Annotated in this window: 22 protein-coding genes; 14 read left to right on the forward strand and 8 right to left on the reverse strand. The window is 67.9% G+C overall.

Annotated features, from left to right (window positions below; translation table 11 throughout):
- Positions 1 to 10: 10 nt before the first annotated feature.
- Complete coding sequence (locus SACGLDRAFT_RS00850; RefSeq protein ID WP_005460960.1) at positions 11 to 253, reverse strand: hypothetical protein; 243 nt, start codon at positions 251 to 253, stop codon at positions 11 to 13.
- A gap of 153 nt (positions 254 to 406) precedes the next feature.
- Between SACGLDRAFT_RS00850 and SACGLDRAFT_RS00855 the strand changes: the two genes are divergently transcribed.
- The 5 genes from SACGLDRAFT_RS00855 (at position 407) to SACGLDRAFT_RS00865 (ending at position 4,438) form a co-directional block, all read left to right on the forward strand.
- Positions 407 to 1,183, forward strand: coding sequence for an ESX secretion-associated protein EspG (locus SACGLDRAFT_RS00855; protein ID WP_005460962.1), 777 nt, complete (start codon positions 407 to 409; stop codon positions 1,181 to 1,183).
- A 164-nt stretch (positions 1,184 to 1,347) separates the two neighbouring features.
- A complete protein-coding gene (locus SACGLDRAFT_RS21660; protein WP_232284032.1) occupies positions 1,348 to 1,749 on the forward strand; it encodes a hypothetical protein in 402 nt (133 codons plus the stop codon).
- Positions 1,750 to 1,751: 2 nt separating this feature from the next.
- On the forward strand, positions 1,752 to 2,333 hold the full coding sequence (locus tag SACGLDRAFT_RS21665; RefSeq protein WP_083852918.1) for a DUF3558 family protein: 582 nt from the start codon (positions 1,752 to 1,754) through the stop codon (positions 2,331 to 2,333).
- A gap of 23 nt (positions 2,334 to 2,356) precedes the next feature.
- Positions 2,357 to 3,862 (forward strand): hypothetical protein, encoded by a 1,506-nt coding sequence (locus SACGLDRAFT_RS22895; RefSeq protein ID WP_005460966.1) that lies wholly within the window; start codon positions 2,357 to 2,359, stop codon positions 3,860 to 3,862.
- Between the two features lie 144 nt (positions 3,863 to 4,006).
- Positions 4,007 to 4,438, forward strand: coding sequence for a DUF3558 family protein (locus tag SACGLDRAFT_RS00865; protein WP_051036159.1), 432 nt, complete (start codon positions 4,007 to 4,009; stop codon positions 4,436 to 4,438).
- Between the two features lie 48 nt (positions 4,439 to 4,486).
- On the opposite strand, the gene glfT1 is transcribed toward SACGLDRAFT_RS00865, so the two are convergent.
- Genes glfT1 through wzm form a run of 3 tightly spaced genes read right to left on the reverse strand, consistent with a single transcriptional unit; the run spans position 4,487 to position 7,094 of the window.
- The gene (gene glfT1, locus SACGLDRAFT_RS00870) at positions 4,487 to 5,389 is read right to left on the reverse strand and encodes a galactofuranosyltransferase GlfT1 (protein WP_005460971.1); all 903 of its coding nucleotides are present in this window, start codon (positions 5,387 to 5,389) and stop codon (positions 4,487 to 4,489) included.
- Between the two features lies 1 nt (position 5,390).
- Positions 5,391 to 6,197, reverse strand: coding sequence for a galactan export ABC transporter ATP-binding subunit Wzt/RfbE (wzt, locus tag SACGLDRAFT_RS00875; RefSeq protein ID WP_005460973.1), 807 nt, complete (start codon positions 6,195 to 6,197; stop codon positions 5,391 to 5,393).
- A gap of 6 nt (positions 6,198 to 6,203) precedes the next feature.
- A complete protein-coding gene (wzm, locus tag SACGLDRAFT_RS00880) occupies positions 6,204 to 7,094 on the reverse strand; it encodes a galactan export ABC transporter permease subunit Wzm/RfbD (RefSeq protein ID WP_005460975.1) in 891 nt (296 codons plus the stop codon).
- Positions 7,095 to 7,393: 299 nt separating this feature from the next.
- Between wzm and SACGLDRAFT_RS00885 the strand changes: the two genes are divergently transcribed.
- The 4 genes from SACGLDRAFT_RS00885 to pseI are packed head-to-tail and all read left to right on the forward strand — an operon-like array spanning position 7,394 to position 10,091.
- Entirely contained in the window at positions 7,394 to 8,023 is a 630-nt protein-coding gene (locus SACGLDRAFT_RS00885; protein WP_005460977.1) for a glycosyltransferase family 29 protein, read from the forward strand.
- 41 nt (positions 8,024 to 8,064) lie between these two features.
- Positions 8,065 to 8,535, forward strand: coding sequence for a hypothetical protein (locus SACGLDRAFT_RS00890; RefSeq protein ID WP_005460979.1), 471 nt, complete (start codon positions 8,065 to 8,067; stop codon positions 8,533 to 8,535).
- A 1-nt stretch (position 8,536) separates the two neighbouring features.
- On the forward strand, positions 8,537 to 9,049 hold the full coding sequence (locus SACGLDRAFT_RS00895) for a GNAT family N-acetyltransferase (RefSeq protein ID WP_005460981.1): 513 nt from the start codon (positions 8,537 to 8,539) through the stop codon (positions 9,047 to 9,049).
- The gene (pseI, locus tag SACGLDRAFT_RS00900; RefSeq protein ID WP_005460983.1) at positions 9,042 to 10,091 is read left to right on the forward strand and encodes a pseudaminic acid synthase; all 1,050 of its coding nucleotides are present in this window, start codon (positions 9,042 to 9,044) and stop codon (positions 10,089 to 10,091) included. The genes SACGLDRAFT_RS00895 and pseI overlap by 8 nt, the downstream gene beginning before the upstream one ends.
- 6 nt (positions 10,092 to 10,097) lie before the next feature.
- Here the strand turns inward: pseI and SACGLDRAFT_RS00905 are convergent, their stop codons facing one another.
- A complete protein-coding gene (locus SACGLDRAFT_RS00905; protein ID WP_005460985.1) occupies positions 10,098 to 11,234 on the reverse strand; it encodes a DegT/DnrJ/EryC1/StrS family aminotransferase in 1,137 nt (378 codons plus the stop codon).
- Positions 11,227 to 12,210: a UDP-N-acetylglucosamine 4,6-dehydratase (inverting) gene (gene pseB, locus SACGLDRAFT_RS00910; RefSeq protein WP_005460987.1), complete on the reverse strand. Its 984-nt coding sequence runs from the start codon at positions 12,208 to 12,210 to the stop codon at positions 11,227 to 11,229. The genes SACGLDRAFT_RS00905 and pseB overlap by 8 nt, the downstream gene beginning before the upstream one ends.
- 39 nt (positions 12,211 to 12,249) lie before the next feature.
- Here pseB and SACGLDRAFT_RS00915 point away from each other — a divergent pair, with 39 nt between their 5' ends.
- From SACGLDRAFT_RS00915 to SACGLDRAFT_RS00925, 3 genes are read left to right on the forward strand one after another with little or no spacing between them, the layout of a single operon-like run.
- The gene (locus SACGLDRAFT_RS00915) at positions 12,250 to 13,008 is read left to right on the forward strand and encodes a cytidylyltransferase domain-containing protein (protein WP_005460989.1); all 759 of its coding nucleotides are present in this window, start codon (positions 12,250 to 12,252) and stop codon (positions 13,006 to 13,008) included.
- Positions 13,005 to 14,018 carry a hypothetical protein gene (locus tag SACGLDRAFT_RS00920; RefSeq protein ID WP_005460990.1) on the forward strand — a complete coding sequence of 338 codons (1,014 nt, stop codon included), beginning with the start codon at positions 13,005 to 13,007 and terminating at the stop codon, positions 14,016 to 14,018. Before SACGLDRAFT_RS00915 ends, SACGLDRAFT_RS00920 begins: the two co-directional genes overlap by 4 nt.
- Entirely contained in the window at positions 14,015 to 15,601 is a 1,587-nt protein-coding gene (locus SACGLDRAFT_RS00925; protein WP_005460992.1) for a hypothetical protein, read from the forward strand. The genes SACGLDRAFT_RS00920 and SACGLDRAFT_RS00925 overlap by 4 nt, the downstream gene beginning before the upstream one ends.
- A gap of 38 nt (positions 15,602 to 15,639) precedes the next feature.
- On the opposite strand, the gene SACGLDRAFT_RS00930 is transcribed toward SACGLDRAFT_RS00925, so the two are convergent.
- On the reverse strand, positions 15,640 to 16,188 hold the full coding sequence (locus SACGLDRAFT_RS00930) for a bacterial proteasome activator family protein (RefSeq protein WP_005460994.1): 549 nt from the start codon (positions 16,186 to 16,188) through the stop codon (positions 15,640 to 15,642).
- 129 nt (positions 16,189 to 16,317) lie between these two features.
- Here SACGLDRAFT_RS00930 and SACGLDRAFT_RS00935 point away from each other — a divergent pair, with 129 nt between their 5' ends.
- Positions 16,318 to 17,517, forward strand: coding sequence for a cysteine desulfurase-like protein (locus SACGLDRAFT_RS00935; protein WP_005460997.1), 1,200 nt, complete (start codon positions 16,318 to 16,320; stop codon positions 17,515 to 17,517).
- Here the strand turns inward: SACGLDRAFT_RS00935 and SACGLDRAFT_RS00940 are convergent.
- On the reverse strand, positions 17,514 to 18,488 hold the full coding sequence (locus SACGLDRAFT_RS00940; RefSeq protein ID WP_005461000.1) for an NAD(P)H-quinone oxidoreductase: 975 nt from the start codon (positions 18,486 to 18,488) through the stop codon (positions 17,514 to 17,516). The two genes, SACGLDRAFT_RS00935 and SACGLDRAFT_RS00940, sit on opposite strands and share 4 nt — an antisense overlap.
- Positions 18,489 to 18,606: 118 nt before the next feature.
- Here SACGLDRAFT_RS00940 and SACGLDRAFT_RS00945 point away from each other — a divergent pair, with 118 nt between their 5' ends.
- Positions 18,607 to 20,136, forward strand: coding sequence for a M28 family metallopeptidase (locus SACGLDRAFT_RS00945; protein WP_005461002.1), 1,530 nt, complete (start codon positions 18,607 to 18,609; stop codon positions 20,134 to 20,136).
- The last annotated feature ends 4 nt before the right edge of the window (positions 20,137 to 20,140 follow it).

The following is a 20,140-nucleotide window of genomic DNA, read 5'->3' on the forward strand; positions in this document are numbered from 1 at the left end:
GGGCACGGGGTCAGCGCACCCCGAACACCTTGCCCTGGCGGTGGAGGTCGTCGATGTAGGCGGCGATCACATGGGCGAAGTTGACGTTCACCTCCCGGTCCTCGGCGGTGCGGATGGTCTCCACGGAGCCGTGTTCGAGGTGCAGGTGCAGTTGTTTGCGCAGCTCGGCCACGTCGTCGGGACGGATCGTGAAGACGAGGGGATCACCGCCGCTGACGAGGTGGAGCACGAGCGCGGGTCGCTGTTCGGCCATGTACTCAGACCAGCAGGCGAGGCCGGTGGCCGCAACGGAGTTCGCTGAGAGCGTGTCCGGTTCCTCCCCAGGAGGAGGTGAACACCTGAGTGGGTGTCATCCGACTGCTACCGTTCCTGTGCGGTAAGTGAAATTTCAATGGGGGAGTTGGGAATGGTGCAGTCGTTCTCGTTGTCGATGGCCGCGGTGGACATCCTGTTCGAGCAGCTCAAGCTCGGGCACGCGCCGTTCCCGTTCGAGGTGCCGCACCTGGGCACCACGCACACCGAGCGCGCGCAGATCAGGGAGGCGGTCTTCCGGGACCTGGAGAGTCGGGACCTGATGCGGCGCGGCAGGCTCGACGCCGACGTGGAGGCGGCGCTGGTGACGTTCGTGCGGGGCCGGATCGCGGTGTCGGCGGCGGCGAAGCTGGAAAGCGGCGAGAAGCTGTTCGCGCGCTCGGCCAGTGAGCAGCAGTTCGCGGTGTTGGGCAAGCGGGACGGCAACTTCATCGTCTTCGACCTGATCCGTCCCGAGGGGCTGGTGCCCGAGATCGTCAACCTCATCCCACCGGCTCGCCCGGCGCCCGGTCAGTCGGTGACCTTGGCGAAACCGGAACCGAAGCCGCAGACACCGCGTCACGCCGAACCCGACTCCTACGACCCGTTCGCGGGGGTGTCGGGACCGTCGTCGCGGGCGTCGGCGCAGGAGCGGGCGGTGCAGCGCATGTTCGAGAAACCGCCGAAGCAGTTGGGGCAGTTCATGGTGTTCATGCAAGGACGACGCGAGCAGCGGCGCCTCGATCCGCTGGTGTGGTTCGACACCGAGAACGGTCGCATGTTCAACACCAGCCGCAAGGCGGACGACGGTCAGACGTGGTTGACGTACGCGCCCGCCGACAACGCCCGCATCATCCAGCAACTGATGTCACAGATTCAACCGTATCTGTAGTGGCCACGGGCGCCGAGGGCTAGGTAGGAGTACCCAATCTGGCCGAAAGCGCCCGAGCGCGAAGTTTCCGGCCGGTAGACTGCGCACGGCCGTAGCCGTCGAGCGGGGGCGAGGATATGCCGATTTTTGGTGAGCCGGCGAAGACAGGTGCTCAGGGTGAGGGAGTGTTCGCTGCGCTGCTCAACACCAAGAACGTCAACGAGATGGCGTCCGAAGCCAGAGCAATGCTCGATTCGGCGAATTCCGGTGGTTTCCGAGTGAGCGGCGACGCAGCGGAGCCGATTCGAAAGGTGCCCCGTGAGATCGCCGAGGATGTCGAGAAGATGTCGGCGCGCTTACGTAGGCTGGCTCAGAAAGAGCCAGCTCTCGGTGATCACCCGTACGGTAAGCAGATAGCCGAATTTCAACGTCGTGCTACCGCGGTTGAGTCGGACTCGCCTGCTCAAGTCCTCGAGGAGTTGCGGGGAGTTCTACTTGGCGCTGATAAGGCTCTTGAAGTGGCGGTAAATAAGTATCGAGAAGCAGAAGAGTCGGCAGCGTCCTCCATCAAGGTTGAGCAGGTTTGAATATGATGAGCTTTTCCCGTAAAGGTCTTTCTTTTTTATTTCCTTTGACGCTTGCCGGGGTGGTAGCTGCGGGATGTGGCCAAGAGGAGTCGGGTTCAGCTTCGGTGGCGACGGAAGATTCGTTTCCCGTGTCTTCGCCCCAGGGATCGACATCGAACAAAGAAGTAAATTCCCCTGTCGATCCTTGCGCACTGCTGTCTGCGAGCGAGATCGCGCAATATGGTGATTTCAATAGTCCCGAAAAGAGTAAACTGGACGGAGATCCAGTTTGTTCTTGGTCTGTTTCGAAAAGTTCCGTAGAAGATGTCGAGGCTCCGATTGTGGACCTGACTTACATCGCGGATCTTGATGTAGATGACGTTGTCGATCTGGGCAATGGGGTCGAATCTGCAAGCATGGAAAACGGGCGAGAGGTTGTCCGGATGTACGGCTTTAATTCCGTCATAGGGACTCCGGACTGCCTTATCGCAATGGAGATTAGAAACGGTTCTCGGCTTGATGTGATGGTGAGTAGAACTGCCGATCCGTGCGGGCTTGCCGAGAAGGTCGTTGAATTAGTTGATCCCAAGCTTCCTCGGGGGTGACGACAGTGGCGGAAGAGCCGCAGATGAGCGCGGAAGAATTCATCAACCTTCCCGCGCAGGAGATCCGGGACTACCTCAGCTCGGGCAAAGTCCCTCCGGCACTCACTCCGGAGCAGATAGCACAACTTCCTCCGGGGACCGAGATGACCTACGCGATGCAGAGGTCCTTGGCGGAAGGGATGCTGATCGTTCCGACTGTGAACGCCAAGAACTTCGGGGCGGCCCAGATCGCGGAGAAGGAACGGCAGAGCGAACTTGCACGCTACGACGTCGAGTACCGCGACGGAGTGCCGGCCTCCGACTCGGACTACCGGGGCTACGACCATGCGGTTCTGAAGTCTTATGTCGAGTCCATCAGGGGCGAGGACATCACCGTCTACGCGGACACCTATCACGATCTCCACAACCTGTTCCAGCGGCTGTCCGACGAGCTGCGGCAGGCGGTCGGCAAGTCGAAGGCGGGTTGGGAAGGTGAGGCCGCCGACGGAGCCCACAACTACTTCACGAGTCTTTCGGACTGGTCCGAGGGGAACTCCCAGAACGCGCGCATGGCCTCCGAGATCATCGCTGCCGAGAGCGAGGCCGCCGTCCGGGCACGCAACGCTATGCCCGACCCCGTCCCGTTCGACCTGGAACGGGAGATGGACAACTTGGGCAGTAACGGGCTCAGCTTGATCGAGGACTTCCTGCGGATCCAGCAGAAGCAGGAGGAGAGTCGGAGCAAGCACGACGAGGCCGTGCAGGTCATGACTCAGTACGACTTCGATCTTCAGGAGGCCGGCAACAAGCAGCCCGTGTTCGCCGAGCCTCCGAAGTTCGAGGGAGCTTCCGGGTCCGGCGGCACCAACGCCAGCGGGGTCATCACGATCGGCGACCCGAGCACGAGTGCCTCCGGCTTCTCGGGTGGGGTGACGGGTTCTTCCGGTGGTTCCGTGAACGTCCCGTCCGGTGGGCCCGGCACCGGGCCTTCCGGTGGCAGCGGCGGTTCCTTCACGCCGGTCGCGCCGGGGGTGAGCACCGGCGCGGGTCCGCGTCCCGGAACGACGCGCCCGTCGGGGCTCCAGCCGAATGGCTTGCGGCCGTCGTTCCCCGGCGGACGTAACAACAACCGGAGCACGTTCGGGCCGGGCGGTGGCGGCGGTTTCGGGCCGATGCCGATGGGGCCGGGCGGTGGATTCGGTCCCGGAGGCGGTCCCGGCGGCGGTGGCTACGGCGGTGGCCGGATGTCCGCGGGCGGGTTCGGGCCGGGCGGTGGCGCGGCCGGTCCCGGTGCCGGGCCGGGTGCCGGGGCGGCCACCGGTGCGAAGCCGATGGGTGGCCCCGTGGCGGGTCCCGGAGGGGCCGCGCCCGGTGCGGCGGCAGCCGCTCGCGGTGCCGGTATGGCAGGTGGCCCGATGGGCGCGGGCGGTGCCAAGGGCAAAGGTGACGAGGACAGCGAGCACCAGCGCCCCACCTACCTCGTGGAAGCCGACCCCGACGAAGTCTTCGGCACCAGCCAACGCACGGCGCCGCCCGTGATCGGCGCCTGAGCGACAACCTCCACCGGCGGACACGCAGTGGAAGGCGTGTCCGCCGGTTCGTGTCTCCACGTTCCGTCAATCGCAGAAGAAAGGTCAGTTTTGACGAACCGCCGGCGCGGAGGCAGGACGATCGCTTTGGTCCTCGCTTCCGGCATGCTGATCACCGGATGCTCACTCTTCCAGTCCAGCCGCAGTATCGAGCCGTGTGACCTGCTGAGCTCCTCGGAACTTTCGTCCTTTGGCAACTACGGGAGCCCGGAGAGAACGAGCAGGAGCAACTACAAGGAGTGCACCTGGCGCAACTCCACCACGGAACCGTTTTTGAACACGGTGATGCCGCAGGTGGGTGTCCGGGTCTCTCCCGACACGAGATTCCAGTCCCAGGTGACGGGACAGACCGCCGACGGGCGGCCCCTCAAGGAACGGCAGACCGACGCCACCTGCACGGTGACGCTGTCCGTGTTCAAAAAGCCCACGCGGAAGAAGAAGGGCATCGTCGAGATTTCCGTGGCGATGCCCGACCCCAAGGACAACTGCGTGACGGCTCACAAGCTCGCCGACATCGTCTCCCCGAAGCTGTACTGAAAAAACGGCGGTGGCGTGGTCCGTCCCACGCCACCGCCGGATGTCGCCTCAGTATCGGAAGAAACGTTCTCTACGCCCCTGGCGCACCAGCTTCAGCCACTCGACGAACGACTTCGGGTCCCGTTTGACGCCCACGAAGTACAGGCCGAAGCGCAGCAGCTCCAACGCGCCGAGCTTGCGCATGCCCGGCTGCGACAGCAGGAAGCCGCGGTTGCGATAGGTGTAATACCGCTTGACCGCGTTCTCCGGGTCCTGCGCGTGGAAGCGGCCGCCGAGCATGGGCTTGAACTCGTCCGAGCCGTTCGGGTGCAGGTACGCGGTGCGCAGCGAGGTCCCGAACGGCAGCCCGGAACGCACCAGCCTGCGATGCATTTCCACTTCGTCGCCCCGGACGAACAGCCGCAGGTCCGGCACGCCGGTCACGTCGAGGGTCGAGGCACGGAAGAGCGCACCGTTCATGAGCGACGCGATGCCGGGCAGGAAGTCGGTGCCGAGTTCCGCTGTCGAACGCTTCCACGTGAGGCCGCGTCGCAGTGGGAACGCGAGTTTCTCCGGAGCGTCGATGCTGGTCACCATCGGGGAGACCTCGGCGAGGCTGCGCCGTTCCGCCTCCTCCAGCAGCACCTGCAGCACGTTCTCGTCGGCGGGCCTGCCGTCGTCGTCGGCGAGCCACACCCAGTCGGCTCCCATCGCGAGGGCGTGCAGCATTCCCAACGCGAATCCGCCCGCACCGCCCAGGTTGTGGTGCGAGGGCAGGTAGGTGAACGGCACCCCGCAGTTGGCCACGACGTCCCGTGCGGGCTGGTCGGGGCCGTTGTCCACCACCACGAGGTGGTCCACCGGCCGGGTCTGGGCGGCGAGGACCTTGAGTGACTCCGCGAGCAGGTCACGGCGATGCCGGGTGACCACCACGGCCACCACCGCACCCGCCGGCAAGGGCTTCGACTCCACGTCAGGCACCGCTCGTCGCCGAGGCTTGTTCGAGCCGGTCGAGAGTCTCCTGGCTGACGTTCTCGAACGGGTCCTTGCCCTTGTAAGCGGTGAGGACCTCCCGCAGCGAGCCCTGCATCTTCATCCGGCCCTCCTCCATCCAGATGGCCGACGTGCACAGCTCCAGCAGCAGGTCGTCCTGGTGGGACGCGAACACCAGCAGACCCGAACGCTTGACGAGGTCGACGAGCCGGTCGCGGGCCTTGTTGAGGAACGCCGCGTCAACCGCGCCGATGCCTTCGTCGAGCAGCAGGATCTCCGGATCGATGGAGGTCACGACGCCGAGCGCGAGACGCACCCGCATACCCGTGGAGTAGGTGCGCAGCGGCATCGACAGGTAGTCGCCGAGCTCGGTGAACTCGGCGATGTCGTCGATGCGCTTTTCCATCTCCTTGCGCGACATGCCCAGGTACAGGCCGCGGATCAGGATGTTCTCGTAACCCGAGATCTCCTGGTCCATGCCGACGCCCAGGTCGAACACGGGGGCCACGCGGCCCCGCACCCTGGCGGCACCACGGGTGGGTTCGTAGATACCGGAGAGCAGGCGCAGCAGCGTGGACTTGCCCGCGCCGTTGTGGCCGACGAGCGCCACGCGGTCACCGCTTTTGAGCGACAGGTTGATGTCGTGCAACGCCTCGATGATCGGCACTCGGCTCTCGGTGCCGATCTTGCCTCCGACCTTGCCGAGGACCCGCTTCTTCAGTGACCGCGTCTTGGCGTCGAAGATCGGGAAGTCGACGTAGGCGTTACGAACGTCAATGCTGATCATGAATTGTCACACCCAATACGAGACGCGGGCACGGTAGTTGCGCATGACCACGAGCGCGAGCAGCCAGCCGACGACGGTGATGCCGCCGACGATGGCGTAGTGGTGCCAGCTCACGCTGTTGCCGATGAGAGGCGCTCGGACCACCTGGATGAAGTGGTAGAGCGGGTTCAGCTCGGCAACCCAGTCGCGCCAGTCGGCGCTGCTTCCGAACTTGTCCTTCAGGATGTCGGTCGTCCAGACGATCGGCGTCATGAAGAACAGCAGGTTGATCAGGCTCGACACGACCTGCGGGATGTCGCGGAAGCGGGTGGAGGCGATGCCGAACAGCAGCACCACCCAGCCCGCGTTGAGGGCGAGCAGCGCGAAGCCCGGGATGGCGAGCAGGACGTCCCAGTTCAGGCCCGGGTGCGACATGCCGTCCTCGGTCATCGTGTAGTTCGGCGTCGTGATGTCGCTCCAGAAGATGGCGACCACGATGAAGTAGATGACCATGTTGTGGGCGAACATGATGCTCTGCCGCCACACGGTGCGCAGCGCGTACACCGACAACGGTGCGGGCAGGTGCTTGATCAGGCCCTCGTTGGCGATGAACGTGTCGGTGCCCTCGGTGAGGCAACCGAGGATGAAGTTCCAGACGATGAAGCCCGTGGTGATGTAGGGCAGGAAGGTGCCGACGGCGGCGCCGAAGAGCTGCGAGTACAGCAGACCGAGCCCCAGCGCGGTGACCCCCATGCTGATGGTGATCCACAGCGGACCGAGCACGGACCGGCGATAGCGCTGTTTGATGTCTTGCCAGGCCAGGTGGCCCCAGAGCTCGGGTTGCTTGAAGCCGTTTTTGATGTCCGACAGCGCGCGGCCGAAGGTCCGGCTGTCCGAGGTGGGAGGTGCCGACGTCATCGATGTCGTCTCTGTGGGGTCGACGGTGCTTGTGGCGTGCACGGCATATGAGGGTACTTGCGTCCGTGGACGGCGATCGCGCGGTCCGCCCGAACGTCGGTTCGGACCCTTTTCGTGGATGTTATCGCAGGTAGTGAGCTTGGAAAGATGAAGTGAGATCGGCGTGAAGAAAGCGAGAGCTTTTTGGGAAGCTTGCCGACGTTGACACTTTGTGTTGATCCAGGGTGTACGTGGAGCACACGGGTGGGAGCCCTGATAACTTCCGCCGCATGACTTCTGGTGTCCTCACGCCCAGCCTGATGGTGAGCCTGCTTCAGGCGTACGCGGAACGTCCGGACCCTCGGTCCGTTGCCGTGGTGGGGAACCAGCCGCTCGCTCCGGACCCCGAGCGCGCCAAGGCCATCGACTCGTGCGACTTGGTGATCCGGGTCAACGGGTTCGTGTGCGACGAGCCGGACGCGCCCCCGGCCGTGGGTTCGAAGACGCATGTCGTGGTCTTCAACCGTGCGTTGCGCGCGACGAAGTGGGTGTTCACGAACTACCGTTCCCGGCTGTATCTCATGGTGGAACCCGGCAGGCTGCACTGGGAGCCCGAGGACATTCCCGAGTGGTGGCCGGCGGACCTGGGCTTCGTGCCGGTGTCGAACACCGAGGTGACCCTGCCGTTGTCGGAGGCACTGGGCCTGTCCAGTCGTGAGGAGGCGGCCTGGGCCACCACGGGCACGATGGCGGCGTGGATCGCGCGGTCGTCGTTCCCGGACGCCGACCTCGTGTTGGCGGGTTTTTCGTTCGTGGACGACCCTCACCAGACGTCGTGGCAGCACGCCGCGGGCGATTCCTGCATCGTCGGGCCGGAACACCGCATCGCGCTGGAAGGCGCGCTCATGCAGTCGTGGATCGACGCGGGTTCGGCCCGGCTGCTTCGCTGACCTTTCCCCGGATTCCACTCCACGTACCGAAGGACGAACTGATGACCTCGACGAACGCGCTCGCCATGCTCCGTGCCCGCCTGGGCAACAGACTCGCCCGTTTCGTGGACTTCCGCATCGGGGAACTCACCCGCGGGCGGTTGGACAACCACGAGGAGCGGATCACCGAGCAGGAACACTGCACGGTCGACCACCGCCGCAGGCTCGACGCGCTGGAGGCCGGGCTCGACCGGGTCCGTGGTGATCTGTTGTGGACCACGGGTGAGGTGAAGCGGCTCATACCGCACGTCGCCGCACAGGAGGCACGGTTGGAGGATCTGCGGGAGCGGATCTCCCTGACCCCGGTGAGCGACGACAAGCAGGCGGCGGAGGCGCGCACGCTGATCGAGGAGATCCAGCGGCAGCACGCACAGATCCGGGTGCGGCTCTCGGGCATCGCCCGCTACGAGGACCGCCTCCGGGTGTTGGAGGAGAAGATGGCGAAGGACCGAGCCACGGAGACGGCGGACTGACATGTTGCGTCCCGCGACCGATGCCGACGTCGAGGTCATCCGGCGCTGGCGTAACCACCCGAAGGTCCGCCGCGCCAGTTTCACGACCCACGAGATCGGGCCGGAGGAGCACCGGGCCTGGTGGGAGCGTGTCAGCGCGGACCCGACCCGGCGGGTGCTGATCTTCGAGCGGGAGGGCAGGCCCGCCGGGGTGGTGTTGTTCACGGGCGTCGGTTCCGAGCTCGTCGAGTGGAGCAAGTACGTCGACGTGGACGGCCTCGGCTCGGATCGGTCGGCCGCGTGGGAGCAACTGGAGTACGAGGCGATCGACTACGCCTTCGACGTCCTCGGCGCTCGACGGATCGGCGCGGCGACGTTGGCGACGAACAAGCCCGTGCTGAGCCTGCACGCCAGGACGGGATTCACCGAGGTCCGCCGCTACACCCGCGAGGTCGACGGCGAGGCCAGGCAGGTGGTCTGGAACGAGCTGTCCGCGGAGTCGTGGCGGGCCCGGAGGGAGAACTCGGATGCGTGAGATACGGATCGGCGACCACGTGATCGGCGACGATCACCCGCCTTTCGTGATCGCCGAGATGTCCGGCAACCACAACGGGGACCTCGATCGTGCGCTGGCGATCGTCGACGCGGTCGCCGACAGCGGGGCGCACGCGCTCAAGCTGCAGACCTACCGCGCCGACACGATCACGATCGACGTCGACCGGCCGGAGTTCCGTATCGACAACGACAGGTCGCTGTGGAACGGCGAGAACCTGTACCGCCTCTACGAGCGTGCGCACACGCCGTGGGAATGGCACGAGAAGTTGTTCGCGCGGGCCGGGGAGCGGGGGTTGGAGGTGTTCTCCAGCCCCTTCGATCCGACGGCGGTGGAGTTGCTGGAATCCCTCGACGCGCCCGCGTACAAGATCGCGTCGTCGGAGATCGTGGACCTGCCGCTGATCGAGTTGTGTGCTCGCACGGGCAAGCCGTTGGTGATCTCCACCGGCAAGGCGACGATCGCCGAGATCGACGCCGCCGTGCGGACGGCGAGGGAAGCGGGCAACGACCAGATCCTGCTGCTGGGCTGCACCGCGTCCTACCCGGCTCCCGCGAGTGACAGCAACCTGCGGGCTCTGCCGGTGCTGCGGCAGGCGTTCGGGGTGCCGGTCGGGCTGTCCGACCACACGATGGGCATCGGTGTCCCCGTCGCCGCCGTCGCTCTCGGGGCTCGTGCGATCGAGAAGCACGTCACGCTGGCTCGCGACGACGGCGGCGTGGACTCCGCGTTCTCGCTGGAGCCCGCCGAGTTGGCGGCGCTGGTCACCGAGAGCCGGCGGGCCTGGGAGGCGTTGGGGACGTCCACGGTGGGGCCGAAGGAGAGCGAGCGGGGCGGCCTGCGTATCCGCCGCTCCCTCTACGTCGTGGAGGACGTGAAGGCGGGTGAGCCGGTGACCGAGCGCAACGTGCGGTCGATCCGGCCCGCCGGTGGCCTGCCGCCCGCGGAGCTTCCCACCGTGCTGGGGCGGACCTTCCGCGTCGACGCGGCCAAGGGCACCCCGCTGACGTGGGATCTGATCTAGCCCCGATCAGGCGCCGAAGAAGGAGCGCACGGCGTCGATCACGCGGTCGACGTCGGAGTCGGTGAGGTCGGCGAACAGCGGCAGCGAGATCTCCTGGGAGTAGTACGTCTCGGCGTTGGGGCACAGGCCCCGCCGGTAGCCGAGGTCCTCGAACACCGGATGCCAGTAGGCGGGAATGTAGTTGACCTGCACCCCGATGCCCTGCGCGCGGAGGTGGTCGAACAACTCCCTGCGCCTGCCCTCCAGCACCCGCAGCGGGTAGAGGTGCCACATCGGGTTGGCCTCGGCGCGGCACGCCGGGGTGAGCACGCCCGCCACGTCCTTCAGTCCCTCGTCGTACCGGGCGTGCAGCTCGGCTCTGCGATGCTTGAACGCCGCGAGACGACGAAGCTGGCTGGAGCCCAGCGCGCACAGCACGTCGGGGAGCCGGTAGTTCAGCCCGAAGGCGTGCACTTCCTGGTGCCAGGAGCCCTCGTCCGGATACCGCTGGCGGTCGCGGTCGCGCACGAGCCCGTGATTACGGAACACGCGGGCGCGATCGACCAGCTCGGGTACCGGGCTCACCACCGCGCCCCCCTCGGCGGTGGTGAGGTTCTTCGTGGCGAAGAAGGAGAACGTGGTGAGGTCGGCCAGCGACCCGACGGGCCTGCCCCGCCAGGTGCTGCCGATGGAGTGGGCCGCGTCCTCCAGCAGCAGGGCTCCCACCGAGTCGGCCACGTCGCGAAGGGCGTCGAGTTCGGCGGGATGCCCCGCGTAGTCGACGGCCGCGAGGACCTTCGTGCGTTCGGTGACCGCGGCGCGTGCGGCGGCCGGGTCGAGGTTGCCGGTGTCGGGTTCGACGTCGGCGAACACGATCTTGGCCCCGTGCAGGGCGGCCGTGGAGGCCGTGGCAACGAACGTGAGTGGGCTGGTCACCACCTCGTCGCCGGGACCGACGCCCGCAGCGGCGTAGGCCACGTGCAGGGCGGCGGTGCCCGAGGTGACGGCCACCGCGGGCGTGCCGCCGGTGTGGTCGGCGAGGTCGGACTCGAACCGGGTCACGGCGGGACCGGTGGTCAGCCAGTCGCCGCGCAGGACCTCGATGACGGCGGCGATGTCGGACTCGTCGACCGACTGACGGCCGTAGGGCAGGAAGTCACTCATTCTCGGCGATCAGCTTCCTGATCTCGTCGGTGGACAGCCACAGGTCGTTGGTGTCGGAGCGGTAGGAGAAGCCCTCCGGCACCGGCACGCCGTCCTCGGGAGGTTCGTAGCCCCAGCCCGCGATGTGGGGCTGCACGACGTAGCGGTCGCCGAGCCGCAGGGTGCGTCGCGAGTCGTCGGGCGCGATCATCTCCTCGTGCAGCTTCTCGCCGGGGCGGATGCCGACCTCGTGCATCGGGCTGCCCGGCGCGATGGCCTGGGCGAGGTCCACCAGACGCATGCTCGGGATGCGGGGGACGTAGAGCTCGCCACCGCGCATGAGGTCGAAGGAGTCGACCACGAACCGCACGGCCTGCGGCAACGTGATCCAGAACCGTGTCATCTCCTTGTGGGTGATCGGCAGTGACTCGCCCCGTTCGGCCAGCGACCGGAAGAGCGGGATCACGCTGCCGCGGGAGGCCATCACGTTGCCGTACCGCACGACGGAGAACCGGGTCGGGTGCGCGGCGGCGTAGTGGTTCGCGCTGATGAACATGCGGTCGGCACACAGCTTCGTGGCGCCGTAGAGGTTGATGGGGCTCGACGCCTTGTCGGTGGACAACGCGACGACTTTCTTCACACCGGTGTCGATGGCCGCCTCGATGACGTTCTGGGAACCCATCACATTGGTCTGGACGAATTCGAACGGGTTGTACTCGCCGGTGTCCACCTGCTTGAGAGCCGCGGCGTGCACGACGTAGTCGACGCCCTGCATGGCGCGCTCCAGCCTGCGTCGGTCGCGAATGTCCCCGAGGAACCACCGCAGTCGCGGGTCGTTGCCGAACTGCTGCCTGACCTCGTACTGCTTGAGCTCGTCGCGCGAGAGCACCACGAGCCTGCGCGGGTTCAGTTCGGCGAGCGCGTAGTCGATGAACGCCTTCCCGAACGAGCCCGTTCCTCCGGTGAGCAGAATGCTGGACCCGTCGAGCTCGGCCATCCCTACCTCCGCGATGTTGTGTTGTTGCCGCCCGACATCATGTCATTTATGCCGTCTTCACCGATCGTGAACGTCGTGATTCAGGCTCGGGCCTCCTCCACCCGGTTGCCGGGGAAGGTGCTGCGTCCGCTGGGGGAGCGGTCGGTGTTGGGCTGGGTGGTACGTGCGGCCCGGCAGGCGCGGGGCGTGGACTCGGTGGTCGTGGCCACCTCCGACGCGCCCGACGACGACGCCGTGGTCGAGGAGGCGCTCCGCCAGGGCGCGCGAGTGGTTCGCGGCCCCCTCGACGACGTGCTCGCGCGGTTCCTCGTGGCGTGTGAGCGGTATCCGGCCGACGCCGTGATGCGGTTGACCGCCGACTGCCCGCTGCACGACCCGGCGTTGCTGACCCAGGTGGTGGCGTTGTGGCGGGCCCGGCCCGAAGTGGACTACGTGAGCACCACGCTGGTGCGGACGCTGCCACGGGGGTTCGACGCCGAGCTCGTGCGGGTGCCCGTGCTGGAGGAGCAGGCGCGGCGGCCGGAGGGGCCGCACCGGGAACACGTGACGTACGGCGTGAAGAACAGCCCCGACACCTATCGCTGTCAGGGCGTCGTGGTCTCGCCCGCCGCCGACGACCTCCGGGTCACGCTGGACACGGAGGAGGACTGGGAGTTGCTCGACGCCGTGGTGCGGGAGTTGACGGCGCGGCACGGTGACGGCCCGTTCACGTGGCGGGAGGTGGTGGCGTTGCTGCGCTCCCGTCCGGACCTCGTGGCCCTGAACGCCCACGTCGAGCAGAAGAAGGTCGTCGGATGACACGGCTGTTGCTGCGGGCGGACGCGTCGCCGACGATCGGCGTCGGGCACGTCTCCCGGATGGTGGCCTTCGCCGAGGAGGCGAGGGAACGGGGTTGGACGGTGGCGTTCTCGGGAACGCTCACGGGTGCCGACTGGTTCGCCGAACAGCTCGCGGGGCTCGACGTGTCGGTGCTGCCCGCCACCGACACCGACGACGAGCGGGCATTGGCGGCCTTGACGTGCGAGTTCGGGGCCGATGTAGTGGTGGTCGACCACTACCGCATCGGTGAGCAGCGCGCGGAGGTCAACGCGGCGGGGGCCGTGCTCGTGTCGCTGGAGGGCGGCTCGTTCGGTCGCAGGGCGGCCGACGTCGTGGTCGACTCCGGGCTGGCCGAGCGGACTCGGCCGGACGACGGCTCGGCGGTCGTGCTCCGCGGGCCCGCCTACGCCCCGCTGCGGAGGCAGATCGTGCGGGCGCGCCGGGCGCGAGCGGAACGGCCGGCCGACCCGGCGGGACGACCGCCGAAGGTCGTGGTGGTGCTCGGCGGCGGCGCGGTGTGGCGGGAGGAGGTGACACGGGTGCTGTGGGCGTTGCGGGACACCGGTCTGGCGTTCGACGCGGAGGTCGTGGCCCACGGCGGCCCCGACGTGCCCGAACCCGCTCCCGGCCAGCGCTTCGCCGTGTCCACGCCGGACACTCGCCTGCCGGAACGGTTGGCTGCGGCGGACCTCGCGGTGAGCGCGGCGGGGGTGACGCTGCTCGAAGCCTGCTGCATCGGGGTGCCCACCGCGCTGGTGCTGTTGGTGGACAACCAGGAGGCGGGCTACCACGCTGCCGTGTCGAAGGGGCTCGCCGCCGGGCTGGGGGCCGCTCGTGGTGATCGGGCGCTCGCCGGTGCCTCGACGACGCTGGCCGACCTGCTCGCCGATCCCGACGGGAGGCGGCGGATGGCAGAGGCGGCCGCCGCGACCGTGGACGGTCTCGGCGTGGCACGGGTGCTCGACGTCGCGGTGAAGGCAACGACATGACCCCGGCCCGAACAGCACGTCCGGGAGGCCGGGCGGCCGCCGGGTTGGTGGCCCTGCTCCTCGGTCTCTTCGTGTTGTTCGGGGTGGGAACGTGGGCGGCGATCGAGTTCACCGTGGACGACGCCTACGTCACCTTCCGGTACAGCCGGAACCTCGCCGACGGGCACGGGCCGGTGTGGAACGTCGGTGCCGATCCGGTGGAGGGGTTCACCAACTTCGGTTGGATGGTGTTGTTGGCGCCGTTCGCCGCGCTCGAATGGCACCTCGACGCCGTGGCGAAGTTGGTGTCGATCCTGATCGGTGTGATCACGGTGGGCATGCTGGTGCGCCACGGGTACCGGCTCGGCTCCTGGGCCGCCGCGGTGGTCGCGGGTTCGGCCTTCGTGGTGTTCCTGCCGACGTATTTCCACATCGCCGCCGGGTTGGAGACCGTGGCGTTCGCGGCCGTGGTGTTGCGGGCGAGCGTGGTCGGTCTCGACGCGGTGGAGAACCGCCCGGTGCGGGCGTGGGAGCCACCGCTGCTCGCGGTGGCCGCCGGGTTGTTGCGGCCGGAGGGTGTGCTCGTGGCCGCGGTTCCGTTGGCGGTGTGGCTGTGGCGACGGCGCCGTGACGGCGTGGCGTGGTTCTGGACCGGCTCGGCCGTTGCCATGGGGGTGGGCTACTTCGCGTGGCGCTGGTCCTTCTACGGGCATCCCGTGCCGAACCCGTTCCACGGTGCGCTCGGCGGCCTCGACACGGGCCTGGGGTGGCTCGGTGACACGGCCGTGGTGATGGGCCCGTTGCTGGTGCTCACGGGAGTGCTGTTCGTGCCGCGAGAGACGCGGGGACGAGCCGCGGTGCTGCTCGGTGTCGTCGCGGTGACCTACCTGCCGTACGCGTTCGCGGGGCCCGGCACGGATTACCTGTACCGCTTCGCCTATCACGCGTTCCCGGTGGTCTGCCTGGGCGCGGGGCTCGGCGTGAGCGCGATCGCCGGAAGACTCGGTGACAACGCGGTGCTCCAGCAGAGCCTCGCGGCGGTGACGGGAGTGCTCGCGGTCGGGTGGGTCGGCCTGTGGGGTGTGGTCGCCGACCAGCTACCGCTGATCGCGAATTACGGGATCGATCTGCAACGCGCTCACGTGGCCGTCGGCAAGGCCCTCGCGGAGGCGGACGTCGCCCCGGAGCGACGCAGTGTCGCCGTCCCCGACGCGGGTGCCATCCCGTACCACAGCGGGTGGGAGACCGTCGACTACTCCGGACTCAACGACGAGGAGATCGCGCACGGCACCGACCCGACATCGGCCGTGCGGCGGGCCCGGCCCACGGTGATCGTCGTGCCGTCCTCGGGGCCTTACGTGCCCCCGGTGGCCCACGGGCTCCGGGTGGCGGAGGCGGTCGCGGGGTACGAGTACGTGGGCAAGGTGCAGATGCGCGAGGGGTACTGGCTGAACCTGTTCGTGTTGCCGGAGTGGGTCGATCCGGTGGCCACCGCCGTGGAACGCCGTGCCGTCTACGCACAGGCGAGGTACGACCCCGGTCGTTACGAGCTCACCCTTGACCGCTGGTTCGACCGGCTCGGCGAGCGTCTCGACGACCGATGAGAAAGGCCGCCCGGACCGGGCGGCCTTCTCGTCGTTCTTTACAGGTACTGGCCGGTGCTGCCGAGGCCGTGACCGTGCTGGTCGCTGCCGTGCGAGCCCTGCGGGAGGCCGCGGCGCATCTGTTCGAGCTGCACCCGCGCGGCCATCTGCTGGGCGAACAAGGCCGTCTGGATGCCGTGGAACAGTCCTTCGAGCCATCCCACGAGCTGGGCCTGGGCCACCCGCAACTCGGCGTCCGACGGAGTGCTGTCGGCGGTGAACGGCGCGACGAGGCGTTCCAACTCCTCCTGGAGTTCGGGCGCCAGTGCCTTCTCCAGCTCCTTGATCGAGGTCGCGTGGATCTCACGGAGCCGGTTACGGCTGGCCTCGTCCAGCGGCGCGGCCCTGACCTCCTCAAGCAGTTGCTTGATCATGGTGCCGATCCGCATGACCTTGGCCGGCTCTTCGACCATGTCACCGACCGACTCGCCCTTCTCCTGCTCGGGGTCGATACGGGCGGCTCCCACCGGCGACCCGTCGGGTCCGACCACCACGACGTGCTGCGACCCGTCCGGCTGGTTCGTGTCTGTTGGTTTCGGCTCCGTCATGGGCTCCATCCTGGTTCTCGTGCGCGACGCCTCGCTCACCTTCCAGGGTAGTGGGGTGCCGGGGCGGGACGGCCCCGTCGAGGCTAACCCCGAACGCGCTGCGAAATTACTGGTCCGTACGGTGTCGGCATGGCGTTCGACGTCGCTCGGATACGTGGGTTGTTCCCCGCCTTGGGTGACGGCTGGATTCATTTCGACGGTGCGGCCGGCATGTTGGTGCCCGAACAGGTCGCGTCGGCGGTGTCGACGGCGATGCGGGCGCCGGTGTCCGGTCCGGGTGGGGTCTTCCCGGCCTCCCAACGGGCCGAGAGCATCGTCGTCGCGGCGCGTCGCGCCATCGCCGACCTCGTCGGGGCGGAACCCGATGCCGTGGTGCTGGGGCCCAATTCGACCGTGTTGCTCGACCGGCTGGTGAACGCGCTGTCGGACACCTGGACGCTCGGCGACGAGGTGGTGGTCTCGCGGCTCGACGAGCAGGCCAACATCGCGCCGTGGGTGCGGGCGATGAAGCGCGTCGGTGGGAAGGTCCGCTGGGGGGAGATCGACATCGAGACCTGCGAACTGCCCGCCTGGCAGTACGAGGAGCTGGTGGGGCCTCGTACGAAAGCCGTGTCGGTGACCTCGGCCTCCGGGTCGGTGGGCACCCGCCCCGACGTCGCGACCGTGGTGGAGATCGCGAAGAAGGCGGGAGCCCTCGCGGTGGTTGACGCCACGTACGCGGCCCCGTTCGTGCCCCTGGACATCGAGGCACTCGGGGCCGACGTCGTCGTGCTGTCGGCGCAGGCATGGGGCGGGCCCGCCGTGGGCGCGCTCGTCTTCCGCGACCGGCAACTGCTCGACAGCATCCCGGCGGTGGCACTCGATCCGCCCGCCAGCGGGCCCGAACGGCTGGAACTCGGTCCGCACGCGTACCCGCTGCTGGCCGGTGTCGTGGCGTCGATCGACTATCTCGCCGGGCTCGACGACGCCGCGTCCGGTTCCCGACGGGAGCGCCTGCTCACGTCGCTGGGCTCGGCGAAGTCGTACCATGCGGGGCTGCTCGCGCAACTGTCGACGGAGCTGCGCGCCCTACGGCACGTGATGGTGATCGGCGACGCCACGCGGCGCATTCCCGTCGTGGCGTTCACGGTGGCCGACCGCAAGGCCGCCGACGTGGTGCGACACCTGGCGTCGAGGAACGTGTGCGCGTTCGCCGACGAAGGCACCACGGGGGTCTTCGCCGCCCTGGGGGCGGGCGAGGTCGGCGGAGCCGTGCGGATCGGCCTTGCCCACTACTCGAACGTGTTCGAGATCAACCAGCTCGTGCGCGTGCTGGAGGAGTTGGCCTAGCGCGCGGTCAACAGGATCTTCCCGAAGACCCCGCCCTCGTCCAGCGCCCGGTGCGCGTCGCCCGCGCGGGAAAGCGGGAACACCTGGTGGATCACCGGCTGGACGGTGCCCTGCGCGACCAACGGCCACAGGTGTTCGCGTACCTGCGCCACGATCGCGGCCTTCTCGTCGAGGGGCCGGGCGCGCAGCGTGGTGGCGGTGACGCTCGCGCGCTTCGCGATCAGTTTGCCGAGGTGCAACTCGCCTTTCGTCCCGCCCTGCATGCCGATGACCACGAGCCTGCCGCCGGTGGCCAGCGCGTCGACGTTCCGGCCGAGGTAGGCCGCCCCCATGTTGTCGAGGATGACGTCGGCGCCGCCGGTCTCGGCTTTCACGACCTCCACGAAGTCCTGCTCGCGGTAGTTGATCGCGATGTCGGCCCCGAGCTGCCTGCACCGCTCCGCGCGGTCATCGGAGCCCACGGTGACGACGACCGTGGCGCCCAACGCCTTGCCGACCTGGATCGCGTGGGTGCCGATGCCGCCCGCGCCGCCGTGGACCAACAGCGTCTCCCCCTCCGTCAGCCGCGCGGTCATGACGACGTTCGACCACACCGTGCAGGCCACTTCGGGCAGTGCCGCCGCCGTGACGAGTTCCACCTCGCCGGGCACGGGCAGGAGTTGTCCGGCGGGGACCGCGACTCGTTCCGCGTAACCGCCGCCCGCCAGCAGCGCGCACACCTGGTCGCCCACCTGCCAGCCCTCGACACCGTCGCCCACTTCGGCGATGGTGCCCGAGCACTCCAGGCCGATGATCTCGCTCGCGCCGGGAGGCGGCGGGTAGTTGCCCTGCCGTTGCAGGATGTCGGCCCTGTTCACGGCGCTCGCGGCGACCTCGACGACCACCTCGCCGGGGCCCGCGCTCGGGTCGGCCACCTCCGTCCACGTGAGATTGTCCGGTCCACCCGGTTCGCTGAGCATGATCGCGCGCATAAGCCGACTGTATGTCAACGTACGAACATCGGCCGAACACGTTCCTACCAACGATGCTTGATTTCTCGATCGAAACGAACAAAAGTGATCCGTCACTTGTGACGAAGGGGAATTTCACATGTCATCTCTGCGAACGAGGTTGAGACCGGCCATTGCCGTCGCGGCGTGCGCGAGCCTTGCGCTCGTCGGTGCGGGTACGGCCGTCGCCGCACCGCCGGCCGACCCGAAGCTGCCCGAGCGGCTGACCAAGCAGATCGACATCAACAAGCTGAACCGGCATCTCGTCGCGCTCCAGCGGATCGCCGACACCCACGACGGCACCCGTGCGTCCAGCACGGAGGGCTACGACGCCTCCGCCGAGTACGTGGCCACCAAACTGGAGCAGGCCGGGTTCGACGTCACTCGCCAGGAGTTCCCGTTCTACTACTCGGAAACCCTGGCTGAGAAGCTCGTCGCCAACGGCACCGAGATCCCCGTGACGATCATGAGCTACAGTCCGTCCACTGAGGAGGGTGGTATCACCGCTCCGCTGGCGGCGGTCGCTCCCGACGACACCCCCGGTTGCGAGGCCTCGGACTACGGCGACGTGACCGGCGCGATCGCGTTGGTGCAGCGTGGCTCGTGCACGTTCGCCGAGAAGAGCCTCGCGGCCTCCGAGGCGGGAGCCGTGGCTCTCCTCGTCTACAACAACGAGGAAGGCCCCGTGAACGGCACGCTCGGCGAGGTGAACGACAACTACGTGCCCTCGGGCGGCATCACGCAGGCCGACGGCGAGGCGCTCGCCGCGCTCGACGGTCAGGAGATCACCCTGGAGCTGCGCGCCCTGATGGAGGAGCGCACCACCTACAACGTGATCGCCGAGACGAAGACCGGCCGCAAGGACAACGTCGTGATGGCGGGGGCGCACCTCGACAGCGACCCGGCGGGCCCCGGCATCAACGACAACGGCACCGGCTCGGTGGCGTTGCTGGAGACCGCGTTGTCGCTGGGTTCGAAGCCGAAGGTCAACAACGCCGTGCGGTTCGCGTGGTGGGGCGCCGAGGAGTTCGGCCTCGTCGGCTCGACCTACTACGTCAACTCGTTGAGCTTCGAGGAGCAGCTCGACATCGCCCTGTACCTGAACTTCGACATGATCGGCTCGCCGAACGCGGGCTACTTCGTGTACGACGGTGACGACTCCGCGCAGGAGGGTTCGGGCCCCGGCCCGTACGGCTCGGCGCAGATCGAGCAGGCGTTCGTCGACTACCTTGAGAACGAGGTCGGTGTCGCGACCGGTGAGAAGGACTTCGACGGTCGCTCCGACTACGGTGAGTTCATCGCCGTGGGTATCCCGTCCGGTGGCCTGTTCACCGGTGCCGAGGGCATCAAGACCGAGGAGGAGGCCGAGCTGTGGGGTGGAACCGCCGGTGAGGCCTACGACTCCTGCTACCACCAGGCCTGCGACGACCTCGGCAACGTCGACCGGGTCGCGCTCGCCCGCAACGCCGACGCGATGGCGTACGTGATCGGCACGTACGCGCTGAGCACCGAGGATGTCAACGGGGTCGCGCCCGCGGGCCCCAAGAACAAGGCCAAGCTCGCCCAGCAGCGCTCGAACCGGGCCGTGCTGGCCACCACGGCGGCGCACGGCGACGCGGCCGTCGCCTGACCTG

The organism is Saccharomonospora glauca K62 (assembly GCF_000243395.2).
Taxonomy (GTDB): domain Bacteria; phylum Actinomycetota; class Actinomycetes; order Mycobacteriales; family Pseudonocardiaceae; genus Saccharomonospora; species Saccharomonospora glauca.